This is a genomic window from Nautilia lithotrophica (assembly GCF_054656815.1).
In genome coordinates this window covers 692,181-706,819 of sequence record NZ_BAAHXN010000001.1, presented here as the reverse complement: position 1 = coordinate 706,819, position 14,639 = coordinate 692,181, and the positions used below count along the sequence as shown (strand labels likewise).

At 27.7% G+C, this 14,639-nt stretch carries 12 protein-coding genes; 7 read left to right on the top strand and 5 right to left on the bottom strand.

Translation table 11 applies throughout. The annotated features are described in order from the left end of the window. Positions 1-36 precede the first annotated feature (36 nt). From ACYQ19_RS03660 to ACYQ19_RS03640, 5 genes are all read right to left on the bottom strand, one after another. Positions 37-3,462, bottom strand: coding sequence for a tetratricopeptide repeat protein (locus ACYQ19_RS03660; RefSeq protein ID WP_459978065.1), 3,426 nt, complete (start codon positions 3,460-3,462; stop codon positions 37-39). Next, positions 3,459-4,793, bottom strand: coding sequence for a response regulator (locus ACYQ19_RS03655; protein ID WP_459978064.1), 1,335 nt, complete (start codon positions 4,791-4,793; stop codon positions 3,459-3,461). Before ACYQ19_RS03655 ends, ACYQ19_RS03660 begins: the two co-directional genes overlap by 4 nt. Beyond that, complete coding sequence (locus ACYQ19_RS03650) at positions 4,790-6,655, bottom strand: ATP-binding protein (RefSeq protein ID WP_459978063.1); 1,866 nt, start codon at positions 6,653-6,655, stop codon at positions 4,790-4,792. The genes ACYQ19_RS03655 and ACYQ19_RS03650 overlap by 4 nt, the downstream gene beginning before the upstream one ends. 77 nt (positions 6,656-6,732) lie before the next feature. Continuing rightward, positions 6,733-7,371 carry a response regulator transcription factor gene (locus ACYQ19_RS03645; protein ID WP_459978062.1) on the bottom strand — a complete coding sequence of 213 codons (639 nt, stop codon included), beginning with the start codon at positions 7,369-7,371 and terminating at the stop codon, positions 6,733-6,735. Positions 7,372-7,513: 142 nt separating this feature from the next. Then, the gene (locus ACYQ19_RS03640; protein ID WP_459978061.1) at positions 7,514-8,173 is read right to left on the bottom strand and encodes a 16S rRNA (uracil(1498)-N(3))-methyltransferase; all 660 of its coding nucleotides are present in this window, start codon (positions 8,171-8,173) and stop codon (positions 7,514-7,516) included. Positions 8,174-8,282: 109 nt separating this feature from the next. On the opposite strand from ACYQ19_RS03640, the gene ACYQ19_RS03635 reads away from it, so the two are divergent. The 7 genes from ACYQ19_RS03635 (at position 8,283) to ACYQ19_RS03605 (ending at position 14,637) form a co-directional block, all read left to right on the top strand. After that, the gene (locus ACYQ19_RS03635; RefSeq protein ID WP_459978060.1) at positions 8,283-9,995 is read left to right on the top strand and encodes an AAA family ATPase; all 1,713 of its coding nucleotides are present in this window, start codon (positions 8,283-8,285) and stop codon (positions 9,993-9,995) included. A 159-nt stretch (positions 9,996-10,154) separates the two neighbouring features. Beyond that, positions 10,155-10,493 (top strand): NADH-quinone oxidoreductase subunit A, encoded by a 339-nt coding sequence (locus tag ACYQ19_RS03630; RefSeq protein ID WP_015902481.1) that lies wholly within the window; start codon positions 10,155-10,157, stop codon positions 10,491-10,493. Continuing rightward, on the top strand, positions 10,477-10,950 hold the full coding sequence (locus tag ACYQ19_RS03625; protein WP_015901732.1) for an NADH-quinone oxidoreductase subunit B: 474 nt from the start codon (positions 10,477-10,479) through the stop codon (positions 10,948-10,950). Before ACYQ19_RS03630 ends, ACYQ19_RS03625 begins: the two co-directional genes overlap by 17 nt. 9 nt (positions 10,951-10,959) lie before the next feature. Continuing rightward, entirely contained in the window at positions 10,960-12,609 is a 1,650-nt protein-coding gene (locus tag ACYQ19_RS03620; RefSeq protein WP_459978059.1) for an NADH-quinone oxidoreductase subunit D-related protein, read from the top strand. Positions 12,610-12,618: 9 nt separating this feature from the next. Continuing rightward, positions 12,619-13,590, top strand: a complete 972-nt coding sequence (locus ACYQ19_RS03615) for a complex I subunit 1/NuoH family protein (protein WP_459978058.1) — start codon at positions 12,619-12,621, stop codon at positions 13,588-13,590. A gap of 1 nt (position 13,591) precedes the next feature. Next, positions 13,592-14,170, top strand: coding sequence for a 4Fe-4S binding protein (locus ACYQ19_RS03610; protein ID WP_459978057.1), 579 nt, complete (start codon positions 13,592-13,594; stop codon positions 14,168-14,170). After that, positions 14,170-14,637 (top strand): NADH-quinone oxidoreductase subunit J family protein, encoded by a 468-nt coding sequence (locus ACYQ19_RS03605; RefSeq protein ID WP_459978056.1) that lies wholly within the window; start codon positions 14,170-14,172, stop codon positions 14,635-14,637. Before ACYQ19_RS03610 ends, ACYQ19_RS03605 begins: the two co-directional genes overlap by 1 nt. Positions 14,638-14,639: the final 2 nt, after the last annotated feature.

Here is a 14,639-nt window from a genome sequence, read left to right as displayed (position 1 = left end):
TTAAAGTAAAACTTACTAATATGACAAGAACACTTCTCACCACCACTTCCTTGCGGAAATTTCACATTCAAAGCTTTTGTAATTTGAAGATTGATTTAATGCGGAAGTATTACTATATTCACATCCAAGTTTAGCTTCGATTTTATCTACATTTATCGTGCTTCCCCATAGACCTAATTTATAAACATAAGTTTTATCAAAAAAGCTATAGCCTATGCCGCCTTTAAATTTGATTTTAACTTTTTTATAGGGGTATATAACTTTAAGCCCTAAAATGTTAGTATCAGTTTTGTCCGGTGAATAGTAACAATCTGTTTGTTTTGAGTTAAATTGATACCATCCTGAAAAATAAAAAATGATGGGAATACTTTTGTAAGAGAAGTTTTTAATATCATATTCAAGTTGGGGGGTTAAAACGTTATTTCCGTCATCAACTTTTTCATAAGCTATTGACCACCATAATTCTTTTGGTTTTTTTATAACTTTATATCCTGTGGCTTCAAGTTTTATTTTTGTATGATTTGAACTGCATATAGTTTTTCTTGAATATACCATATTGTGTTTATTTAATCTTAAAGTGATACCTTTTAAAAAATACGGATAATATTCAATATCCCATCCTAAAGTATTCAATCCGCTTTTATCTAAAAAAACATCAAATAAAAAAGGTTTCTTTTTAATTCCTAATCCATATAAAAAACCATTTTTATTTGATGTTTGTGACAAATCATAGTTTTTAAAAAATAAAAAAGGAACAAATGTATTAATCCGTTTACTTATACTGATGTATCGAGTCCACATTTTAGTGTTTTGATTATCTTTAAAATAATTTATATAGCCAAAAAGTTGCCAATCAAATAAAGGCACAGCAGATTCTTTTAAATCCTGTTGTATGACATTGCTTTTTGTTGCTTTTTCTTTTTTTAAATATAAATAATCAAGTGCTTTTTTTTCGTTTTGGGGTTCAAGTTTTAAATCGGCTGATAATATAATATCTTTTTTTTTGATGTCTTGGTTTATAGCGTTATTTGTTTTTTTGTTAATGTTATTGATAGGTGTGTGTTTTTTTTTTGATATCAATTTCACTTCCGTTTTTTTTGTATTGTTTAATTCATTTAAATTATCTTTGATGTATTTTTCAAGTGAATTATTAGGGTTGTATGGCGTATATGCTCCAGGTGTCCAAGTTTCTTTTATAATTTTGCAATTACTTTGATTACATTTGATTTCAAGTGTTTTGTAACCTTTGTCTTTTTTTATTTTAGAAGCATAAACCTGAAAGAATTTTATTTTATAGATATTATCTTTTTTTTCTATTAAAACAGGATCATAAATACCAACACTAATAAATGAAGCTTTTTTAAATATAGATTGTTTTTTTAATCTCCAATATAATTTTTCAGAAATTGATTTATCGTAATAAGAGGCATATTTTGCAAAATTCATACTTTCCCATGCCTGTTTCCAATTATTTAAAAATTTTTTTAAAAAACCAGGTAATGGTTTTGGAACGTTTTGTAATAATTTTTGATAGATTTTTTTGGCTTTTTCACTCTGTCCCGATTTTTGAAGATTAAATGCATAATGATACTCTATAAGGGGTGTTTTTTTATACCACATTAGTAAATAAAATTCCCCTGCTGCCTTTGCGTATTCTTTGGAAGCTTCTAATGCGTATGCATATTTTTCTCTTACGTCGTAATCGTTTGGTTTTAAAAATAGATATTCTTTATAATAATCTGCTGCGCTTTTATAAAGATTTGCAAAATAAGCTCTGTCTGCTAATGCAAGTATTTTTTCACTTCTTTTAGCGTAATATTCATCTATGGTTGCAGCGGTGCTTGAATTTACAAATCTTGGATTTATTTTTAATATTTTTGCTTTTAAAATTAAAGCGTCTTGGAAATTAGGATATTTTTTTAACAGATCATCAAGAACTTTTAATGCTTCTTTATTAAATCCGTTCCAATAATATCTATATGCTAAATCTAAATATGCTTCTTTTGTATTTTTATAACTTGCATAATACTCTAAATTTCCAAATCCTTTATAATAATTTTTTAATTGCAAATAAATATCACCCAATGTTTTGTATATTTCAATTTTTTCAGGATGAAGTTTTAAGTATTTTTCATAATAATAAGCAGATTTATCATAATTTTTAATCATATAATAATAGTCTGCAAGCTTTAAAATATATTCTTCATTGTTTGGGTTTTTTTTCAATAATTTTTGATATTTTGTTATTAAAGGTTTAACATTTTTATTTAATACCATCAATGCTTCAATTACTTCCTCATCTTTAGGATTTTGTTTTAAAAGAGAGGTAAATATCTGTTTAGCTTTAATATTTTTACCTTGCCACATTGCTATGAAGCCAAGCATTTTTTTTGCTTCATATTTTTGTTTTTCATTTCCATGATCATACACGTCGCTTAAAAACAATAAAGCTTTATTATAATCTCCTTGCCAAGCCAAAATTTTTCCAAATAAAAGTTTGGCTTCCATATCGTTTGTGTTTTGAAATTCACTTAAATATTTTATTGCTTCTTCGTTGTTACCACTCCAGCTAAGAAGTTTTGCCAAAAAAATTTTTGCTTTTTTATCAGAAGGGTTAAGTTTGATATAATTTTTAACTAAATCAATGGCTTCTCGAGGCGATGTTTGAAAAAGAAGATATGTCAATGATTGTAAATTTTGAAATGTAGGGTTTTGTTTGTATTTTTCTTCTAATTGTTTTAATTGACGATGTTTCAATTCTAATATTTTTTGTTCATACTTTTTTGCTAATTTAGGGTGCGTTCTTTTAAGAGATAAAAGAAGTTTTTCTGCAGAATCTATATCTCCCAAATAAAAGTATATATTTAATAATTTTTCTGCATATTCTGTTTTACCTGTTGTATGGAATAGAATTTGAAAATATTTTTTTGCTTCTTTATATTTTCCCATGTAATATAAATTATATGCTTTAATTTCGTAATAATCTAAAGTTTTTTTGTTTTTCAAAGTTTTAAGAATATTTAATGAAAGAGTATAATCTCCTTCCCACATAGCTACTCTTGCTATTTTAATTTTGTTCTCTTCCGATATTTTGTTATCTTGCTTAAATTTACTAATCTGTTTGTAAATTTTTAACAATTTTTTGTAGTTTTCTTTTTCATAAATGGTGCTTATTGCATTGTTTAAAGTTTTATATTTTTTTTTAATTTCTTCATTAAAAAAAATAGCGTTTATTTTGTTTTTTAACGCTAACGCATTTTTGTTTTTAGGGTCTTTTTTCAATACATAATTTATATATTTTTGTGCCAGTGGTAGGTTGTTGTGTTTTATGTAATAACTTGCTATTATAAGTCTGTTTTGTAAATCATTGGGGTGTGATTTAACATTTTTTTCTAAAGACTTTATATCTATATCCAAAGCAAAACATAATATTGTAATAGTAAACAAAATTATTTTTTTCATTTGCAGATCTCCTCTTCTTTTTCTTTCCATTCCGTTGCTTCAAAAATTTTAATATCAGGTTTATTTTGTTCAAAAAGTTTAGTTATTACAGGAGCAATATTTATTTTTCTAATATTTATTAGTGTTAAAATAAATGTTTGATTTGTTTCATTAAAATATATAATGTCAGTGTTTCTTAATTTTTCTCTAATTTTGTCAGGTTTGGCATTTAAATTAAATTTTAATATTGTAAAAAATACGCTTTCATTATATAAACTATTTATAATTTCACAAAAATTTTTTAAATTTGTAATAATTTTATTTTTTGATAATTTATTAAGAATCGAAGTATAAAAATTGTTGTTAAGCATTTTTTCAATTTCTAAAATATATTCACCTAACATAAAATTAAGAGGGAACATTTCATAACATCCTGATTCTAATGCTTTCATTTTATCTTCAGCCCTAACATAATCTGATTGAGTAATATAAATAAGTTTTGAAGGAATTTTTTGTTGTTTAATGGTATTACAAACGCTTAAATCAAGTTTTTCATCTTTTGGGTTATAAATTATAATGTCAGGGCTACTTAATATTTTATTTATTGTATCAGACATACTTGTTGCAACATCTATAAAAAAACCTTTTTTGCTAAAAATATATTTATGTAGTTCAATTAATTCTTTTTTGTCAGTAATTAATAAAATATGGATACTTTTTGATGTTTTAATGCTTGTATCAACAGGTTTTATTTCAATTCTATCATTTTTGTATAAAAAGTAATATTTATCTGGTTGGACAGGAAATATTGAATTTTTTATAACTATTATTCTTTCTTTTTCTTTTCTAATTTCAATGTTTAAATCGCTGAAATCCTCTATTGTTTCAATTATTGTTTCATTTTCTTCTGTTGGGGTTACGGTGATGAAAAATTTACACTCGAACATTTCTTTTATACCAATTAGTTTTTCCATAAAAATAGAAGTATTATCGCTAATATGTGTTCCAAATACTAAATCTAATCTGTGAAATATTACATTTTTAGGCTCATATTCTTTTATTGCTCTTTTGATGTCTTCAAGTAAAAAATCATATCCATATTTAATTTTGTATTCCAGCCAGTCTTCTTTTAAAGTTAAAAATTTTACTTTACTAAGAGCACTTTGTATGTTTTCGTCTTTTAAATTTGTTATAGCACTTAGTCTTTTAAAAAAAATGGGTTTTTGATAAGCAGAAAAAATTAAAGTTTTTTCATTAGCTGATTCATATAGGGCAAAAGTTAATTTTCCTTGTTTCTTACCGCCTTCAATTAATATAATTTCAGATTTATTTATTATATCTGTAAAATTCATTCAGTTTCCTTTAACTGTTGTTCAAAATATTGAAGTAAAAATTTATTTTTTTCTTTTTTTTGTATTATTATCATATATTTTAAAGCCTCTTTATTTTTAGGGTTTTGTTCTAATGTTTTATATAAAAATTTTTTTGCTTTTTTAAAATCACCTAATTTAAAATAATTATAAGCAAGCAATTCAGTGTTTTCTTTATTTTGCATACTTTTAAGTATTTGAATACTTTTTTTATATTTATGTGTTTTATAAAGTAATAATCCTAATTGATATTTTGTTTTATCATTTTTGTCGATATCAAATGCTTTTTGTGCAAATGTTAAAGAATCTTGCATGTTTTTTTGCATTAATAATATTTTGGATTTTAATAAGTAAGGTTTATATGAGTCATTTTTAATTGTAGATAGACTTAAATTTACAAGAGTTTCTGCAAGTGTTAGATCTTTTTGATTAAAAGCTTGTAAAGCTTTTTGATAATTTCTTAATGAAAGAAAATTTTTAATTACTGGTATAGAAAATAATGAATTTTTTTCAGTTTGTAACGCAACATACCATTTCCCATCATCAAGCATGTCAAATGTAATATGTTTTTTTGAGGTTTTGAATTTTAATAGTGGAATATCTGCAAAATTTTTATTTCTACTTAATGTAATTATGAATTTTTTATAATTACTATCCCAATATATATTAATATTATTGTTTCTATCGTTGTTTATTGTAATATGTGTAACTTTATTAGGTAATTTTTCTTTTATTAATCTGTTTCTTTTATGAATCAAGCCCTCATTTTGTCGTATATTAGTTTTTCCTGCTTGAATTTCGCCTTTATATACACTTGTTGCAAGTAAATTTTTATTTACTACTGTTTCAAATTCAGTTCCATGATTTCGTATTGTTTCTCCATTTGCAACTACTTCAATTGGCTTGGAAGCGGTATTAATGTTTATATCAGCCTTTTGTAATATGAATTTAGTTCTTGAGTTGGTATTAAAAATGTTTCGATAAGCAATTATTTTTATTTTATCATCTTTGTTTGCCCTGGCAATTACATTGTTTTGAAGTTGGTAAATTATTGAATTGTTTGATATTTTTGTCGTTATAGTTTGAGGTATTAAACAATAAAAATAATCAACACTTATGAATAAAAATAGTGCAATTGCGGAAAGGGCTGTTGCAAGTTGTCTGATTTTAATTTGTTTAGCTGTTTTAGGTAAAAAAATAAAAAATTTACTTCCTTTGTTTTTTTCACTTTCTATAGCTATGGCACCACCAATTGATTCTATAACAGCTTTTGACATTGTAAGACCCAAACCTGTTCCGTGGTCTTTGCCTGATGTATAATATTTTTTAAAAATATTTTTTTTTTCTTCTTCGCTCATTCCTATACCGGTATCTCTTATTATTAAAAGATATCCATTGTTTTCTTCATTTATACTTATAAATAATTCGCCATTATCTTTATTATATTTGATACTATTATGTAATATATTCAATAATGCTTTTTTTAACCATTCTCTATTTGTTTTTATATTTTCAGCTTGATCAATATTTAAATATAGATTTATATTTTTTCTTTCAATATCCGTTTGAAGCTCTTGAATTATTTCTTTGATTAAATATTTTAAATCGATTTTTTCGTTTTTTAAAAATTTAGCTTTTTTGAATCTTTCCATTTCAATAAAATCTTGTAGCATATCGATGGTTTTTTCTATTGTAGATATAAGAGAGTCGATTAATTTTTCTTTTTGTGTTTGTGCTATTTTTGGGTTTTTTAACATGGAAATACTAAATTTTATGCTTCCGAGTTTATTTTTTATATCATGAAAAAAAACTTGTGCAAATGGTGTTTTGTTGAATTTAAACATTAATCTCCTCTTTTTTGATGTATGTAATTTTAAAATTTAATTATGATATTAAAATGACCACTTTATTCTCTAAAACATTAAAACATAATGTATCCCAAATCTCTTTTAGAAACTATTGCTTTTTTATCACCGATTTTTTCTCTAACTCGTTTTATCATAACAGTTAAAGTATTGTTTTCTACAATTTCACCCCAAACTTCTTGCATAATATATTCTGGTGATAAAATTTTTCCTCTATTTTTTAAAAAGAGTTCCAAAGTTAATGATTCTTTTTTGGATAAAAGTATTTTTTCATTGTTTTTAATTAAGGCTTTTGAATCAAAGTCATAATAAACACCATTTATGATTTTTTGATTTTTTTTGGTAAACATTTTATTTATTCTGAGCAGTATTTCTTCATAATCAAATGGTTTTTTAATAAAATCTTCAGCACCAAGATTGAACGCTTTTCTTATATTTTCTATTTCGGTTTGTCCAGATATAATCATAACTTTTGTTTTTTGTGAAATTTTTGGAAATTTTTTCATTTCTTGTAAAAAATTGCCATCTGGGAGTGAAATATCGGCAATAATAAGATCCGCATCTAAATAATCATAAATTGAAGAGAAAAAACTTTTTAAGTCGTAATAGGAATTAACATCATAACCTTCACTTTCTAGAAACATTGTAAGTGCATCATTTAAAGTTTCTTCGTCTTCTATGACAATTATCTTCATATTACGCCTTTTTTTTTGATGCATTAATTATATTAAAATATAGAAAATAAAAGCATTGATTTATGTTAATAAGAATTTAAAAATATTGAATTTAATGATAAAAAGGAAAAAAAATGTAGTTTTTGTAAGATTAATGTAAAATTTATAATAAAATTTTACTGCAAATACTAATAGCAGCAGTTTCGCTTCTTAATATGAAACCTTTTAATTTAAATTTGTTTTTAAAATATTTTCTTTCTTTATCACTAAAACCACCCTCTGGACCTATCAGGAAAGGTTTGTTGCTATAGAAATTGCATTCAATTTCACTTCCGTCAAAATCAAGCGCATAAAATTCTTTATATTTTTCAAAAAATTCTTGACTTGAACTTACGATTTCTATTTCCGGAATATTGCTTCTACCACACTGCTGTGCTGAGTTTATTAAAATTTTTTCTATTCTATCTAATTTTATTTTAAAGTTTTTTTGTGAATATTCACAATAAATAAACGTTATTTTACTTATTCCTATTTCATTAAGTGATGGAAGGGTTTTTTCGATGTTTTTAGGTTCAATAATACACCATGCAAGGTGAAAATGCTTTTTAGGCTTATTGGGACTTAGTTTTTTTTCGATTAATGAAAGTATAGCCTCTTTTTTATTTATTGATTCAATTTTATAAATATATAAATAGTCGTCTTTTAAATTTCTTATTTTTACAAATTCATTTTTTTTTATTCTTCTGACTTTAAAAAGGTATTTATGCTCATCCCCTGTGATTGTAATTTGGGTTGAAGGATCCGGAAAATAAATAAACTGCATTAAAAGCCTTTTTTTGGTAAAATTATACTTAATTTAAGTTGTGAAGAAAGTTTTTAATTAATGACTGCTTTACAACTTAACTGCTTCTTAACTCACATAAAGGGATTAAATGATAGAAAATATTAAACTTTTTTTAGAAAACCCCAAAAAAAGTAAAATATACAACATATTGAATGTTAACGATAAAGAACTTAAAATATTGAAAAAACTTTTAGAAGAATATATAGAGGGGAATGAAGATGTAAAAGTTAGAACACTATTGAGTGATTTATTTTCCGAAAATAAGCTAAAAGCACTTGAATATGTTGGGTTAATTAAAAATTTATTAGAGGAAGGTTGGATAGTTATTAGTAGTTTTTCTCAAATTAAAAATAATGATTTGTCTGTTCTGGAAATCTTTAATTCTTCTGTTTCTCTTTCCGTGGCTTTTTTAAAATTAATAGAACAGGGTAGTTTGGATTTGGTAATACCTGAAAAAACACCTTATAACGATCATCTCGAATATTTACATGATCAGTTTTTAAGAATAGAACTTTATGAACAGCTAAGTAATATAAAAACCAATTATTCAAAAGAATCAGCAAGTATAAAAAGATTACAGAGCAAGCTAAAATTAATTGAAAACACCATCAAAGAAAGAGTGAAAAAAACCACAATAGAACTGCCGGTTCAAAATTTTATTGAAGAGAATGGATTGAATGAAAAAGAGGAAATATTGTTTTTGGCACTTTTAAAAGAAGAATATACTTCAAGCAATGAAAATGCAAGAGAGCAGAATTATCTACTGAACTTAATAAGTGACGATGAAATAGAAAGAATTAAAAACAGGGCTCTTTTGGATGACAATTCAAAACTTATAAGCGAAGAAATTTTTGAATATGATGAATTGATTGGTGCTTTTGGAGGATACAGCAAAATATATTTTTTAAATGAGGATATATTAAACGAACTAATACATCCTAAGAAAAAACATAAAATCGAGCATATTGTAAGGGAATCAATTTTTGATTTTATTGAACCTAAAAAAAGTCTTGATGAGGTGATTCTTCCGGCAAAAACCAAAGAAATGATAAATATGCTTTTAAAACAGATTGATAAGAGAGTATTGAAACTTTTAAAAAGCTGGGGAATCAAAGAGAGTAATGACATAGAAGCTAAAATAATTTTTTACGGACCTCCGGGGACGGGTAAAACGCTAACTGCACATTCAATTGCCAAAGAGTTAAACAAACCACTTTTGAGTCTTGATTCTAGTAAAATTCTTTCGATGTATGTTGGTGAAAGTGAAAAGAATGTCAGACGTATGTTTGATGAATACTACTCAATATGTGAAAAACTAAAAACTAAACCTATTTTATTATTAAATGAAGCTGATCAATTTTTAAGCAGTAGAACGACAGCGGCATTTAGTAGTGCCGATAAAATGCATAATCAGATGCAAAATATTTTTTTGGAGCAACTTGAAAAATTTGATGGATTATTAATAGCGACTACCAACTTGCTTGAAACGATTGATAGTGCGTTTTCTAGAAGGTTTGAATATAAGATTCTTTTTGAAAAACCTGGACTTAAGGAGAGAAAAAAATTATGGAAATTAAAACTACCAAAAACAGCCGAATATGATGAAAATTTTAATATCAATGAATTAAGTAAATTCGAATTGACGGGTGCACAAATAGAAGTAATTATAAAAAATACAGCTCTAAAAGTTGCTATGAGAAAAATACCTATTTTTAAAACAGAAGATTTTATAGAAGAAATTAAAAAAGAAAAAGGAAGTGCTTTTGATAATGAAAAAGAATTAGGTTTTCTAAAAGTGTGAAATATGGTAAGATAACTGAATGTTCATTTATTACTTAAAGTAACTGATATTAAATTTGTATTAAGATAAAATTTGTGTAATTAATAATTTTCACTTATAATTTGATAAATTGAATTAATAGCAAATTCATTTTGATAATATTTCCAAAAAGGAGTTTAAATGGGAACGATTTTATTCTTTGCGGCTGGAACGCTGCTAGGTGTAATTTTGCTTTATCTGTTAGGTATAGCAGTTGCGCCATTAAATCCAAGTGAGATTAAAAATGATCACTTTGAGTGTGGTTTACCACCAAGCTCAGAAGTTCCAATGAAAGCTAATTTCGGATACTTTATTTTTGCAATTGCATTTATTGTATTCGATATGGCGGGATTATTTTTTAGCCTATTTGTATTTGCTGATTCAACAGATGCATTAAATTGGGCAATGGTATTTGGAATATTGTTATTTGCAGCTATTACGATTAGTATGAAGGAGTATAGAAATGCTAAAAGTGCTTGATTTTTTTAATTATGCAAGGAGTAAGTCTCCTTGGATCGTCCATTTTTGTAGTGGATGTTGTTCACTCGAAATGCTGGCTGCTATGGGGCCGAGATATGACTGGGAAAGATATGGATATATCATGACACCAACTCCAAGACAAGCAGATATTATGTTTATTACGGGGCTTGTAAGTAAAAAAATTCTTCCGGCTTTACTTAGAACATATGAACAAATGCCAGAACCTAGATATGTAGTGGCAATAGGTGCTTGTGCATATGATGGAGGACCTTATAATGATTCTGTATCTGTTATTAAAAATATGACTGAAATTCTTCCTGCAGATGTTTTCGTAGCAGGTTGTCCTCCAAGACCGGAAGCGATTATTGCCGGGCTTGAAGAACTTAAAGAAAAAATCAAAAGAGGTGAGCCAAGTGCGTCAAGTCAAGGCGGCCTCTGGAAACAAATGAAATTTTAAAGGGCTCTCATGGAAAACATTAAGAATATTTTAAACAAATATGATATGGAATATGTAGAAGATTACAAATCTACATGGGTGAAAGCCAAACTTAAAAATAAAAATGATTTATTAAACGTTATAAAAGATTTAAAAGAAGCGGGTGTAAAAACTTGTTCAACAGTGAGTCCTACGGATTTTATTGATGAGAATAAAATCGAAGTAAACTACTTTTTAGAAGATTTATTTGGCAAAAAAAACGTATGGCTTAAAGTAGATATCGAAAGAGATCTTGAAAAATGTGATATTGATTCAATTACGCCTTTAATGCCTAGTGCTAACTGGCATGAACTTGAAGCATATTCAACATTTGGAGTTAAGTTTAAAGGACATCCGAATTTAAGATATTTCTTAATAAGTAAAGATTATTATGGTAAATTTCCATTCAGAAAAGATTTTGACTGGAAAGCTCATGAGCAAAATTTAATACAAAATATAAATGATATTACTGAAGAATATTTTGATGAGTATGAGGAATATGAAGAAAATGTAGGACATGAAGGAAGTAGAACAGTTCTAAACTGGGGACCTACACATCCTGCGAGTGGTCCTATTAGATTAAAAGTTTATACTAATGGTGAAAATGTTGAAAGAATTGAACCAGATATCGGTTATGTGTGGAGAGCACTTGAGCATCTTGCCGAAAGAAAAGATTTTATCGGAACTATTGTAGCGGTTGAGAGAATTTGTTTTATGGATAATCCGAATCCAATGATCTGTTATTCTCAAGCAGTTGAAGAGATAGCTGGAAAAGAAATTACGGAATTTGCAAAATATATGAGAGTAATCTTAGGAGAAACGGGAAGAATTGCTTCTCACTTAATTTCACTTGGTGGATTTTTCGGAACAATGGGGCTTCACACATTTATGATGTGGTGTCTTGACATTAGGGAGTATTTCCTAGATGTTCTTGAAGACTACAGCGGTGCTAGAATTGCTACGGCATGTGTAGAACCAGGAGGAGTTAGATATCCACTGAATGATTATAAATCTTGGTTCGAAACCATTAATAAAGCTATAGAAAAATTTGAAAAAACAAAATCTGACATACAAGATATTTTCTTAAAAAACCCATTAATGAATACTAGGGCAAAAGGAAATGGTGTATTTACATTAGAAGATGTAGCAGAATATTATCTTGCAGGTCCAATTGCAAGAGCAAGCGGTGCAAAAATTGATGTTAGAATCGATGAGCCGTATGCTGCTTATGACAAACTTGAAATGGATTATGTGACATGTGAAAATGGAGATGCAAGAGATAGACTTTATATTATATTTAAAGAGCTTGAACAGGCTATGGATTTAATTAAACAAGCTATGGCAAAAATAGAAGAAGGTATAGAAGCTGGTGAGATGGATCCTAAAAAAGACCATTTAGTAAAAATGCCAAAAAGAATGCCGGCAGGTGAAGCAGTTTCAAGAATTGAATGGGCGAGGGGTGAAATTTTAATGCACCTTGTAACTCAGGAAAAAGCTACAAGTCCATATAGATTAAAAATTAAAGCACCTAGTGTAAACCATACTATGATGCTTGATAAATTACTAAAAGGTAAAACCCTTTCAGATATTCCGCTTCTTTACGGAAGTATGCATATCTGTCAGGGTGACCTGGATAGATAAGGAGCGATGATGAGTGTTGGAGCAATGTTATTTTATATTTTAGTGTTTCCGGGTCTATTATTTTTACTTGCATGGACGTTTTTTGTGTTTTATTTTGCAAGGAAAACACTGGCATATATTCATAAAAGGGTAGGTCCACATTTTAACGGGCCGGCAGGAACTTTGCAAACAGTATATGATGTATTTAAACTTTTGACGAAAGAATCAATTACACCTAAAAGTGCTGACCCATATCTATTTAATATTATTCCTATTATTACGCCTCTTGTTGCAGCTCTTCCGGTTATTTTAATTCCTTGGACACCACTTATTAATAATGGTCACGGGATTTTAGATACTCAATATGGGGTTTTAGGTTTGGTTGTATTAATTGGGGTTGAGCCTTTCTTATTATTCCTTACAGGATTTGGTTCTAATAATAAATATTCCTTTTTAGGTGGTATGAGAATTCTTGCACAGATGCTTTCAATGGAAGCGCCATTTTTCTTAGCGGCATTAGCACCTGCATTATTATTCGGAACAATGAATTTATATGAAATTCAATCTCAAAATACATGGTTAACAACTTTAATTTTATTACCTGGTGCAGTTATTTTCATTATAGCAATGCTTGGTATTCTTGAACAACCGCCTTTCCATATTCCGGATGCAGAACAAGAAATTGTATATGGTTTCTATACTGAATATGCAGGAACTAACTATGTTCTTTTAAAATTTGCTGAATTTACAGAAATGCTTGTTGTGTCTGCAGCTGCGGTTGTTTTATTCTTTGGTGGTTACAGAGGGCTTTTCTTTGATAGCTTTTGGTGGCTATTTTTAAAAATAGCACTTCTTGCAGTGGTAATGGTAGCTATTAGGGCGTCTAACCCAAGACTTAGATTAGACCAGATGCTTAAATTTTGCTGGAGCTGGCTAACTCCACTTGCAATATTGAATCTTGTCTGGATTATTTTTGCAAAAATATATATTTTAGGAGCTTGAGATGTTTTTTAATATAGTAGAAAAAGTTGTAAGGGTTACAAAAGCATTAACTGAACCCAGAATAGCAACTAAAGATGTAACTCATGACACAATGCATCATTCACCAATTTTTAGAGGTAAACATGAAATTAGGTATGATATATGCACAGGATGCGAAGCTTGTGCAAAAATTTGTCCGGTTGATGCTATTATAATGGAACCTCTTCCAATAAAAAGACCAAAAGCTTTACCGGAAGTGAATTTAGGTATATGTATTTTTTGTGGACTTTGTGAAGATGTTTGCCCTACAAAGCCGGAAAAAGCGATTAAATTAAGTGGTGGAACATTTGAAATGATTACAGATGGAACAGATGAAGCAATTAAAGAATATTGGGTAAAACCAGAAGTTCCACAAGAATGGATTGAACAAAAGAAAAAAGAAGAAGAAGAAAAAGCTAGAAAAAAAGCTGAAATGCTAGCTAAGAAAAAAGCTGAAGCAGAGGCTAAGAAAAAAGCTGAAGAAGCAGCTAAAGCAAAAGCCGAAGCAGAAACTAAAGAAGCTGCCTCAGAAAACAATGAAGCTTCTAAAGGAGATGCATAATGAGTGTATTAATCTTGGCATTGGCAGTTATATTAGCTGTCATGGCATTAACCCAAAAAAATACGGTTCCTGCAGTATTAGCATTTGTAATGATGATGTTTTTATTAGGTATTTATTATATTTTGATGGATGAAAAATTATTAGGATTATTCCAAATTTTTGTATATACTGGTGGTATTGTAGTTTTAACCCTTTTTGGTGTTACAGTAATAGGTTCAAAATTTCCAAAGTTTGAAATAAGACCTTGGGCTGTAGCAATTGTTACAATTGTTGTAATAGGATTATTAATTATACCATTTATATTACCACCTATACCATATGAGGGTAAAGTTATTCCTTTAAAAGATCAAGTTAAAGTATTTACTGATTTTTATGCAGAAATTGCAATATTTATGGGTGTTGTAGCAGCAAGTGTATTATATGGAAGTATTAGAATGCTACATACACTAAAACATGAAAAGGAATAAAA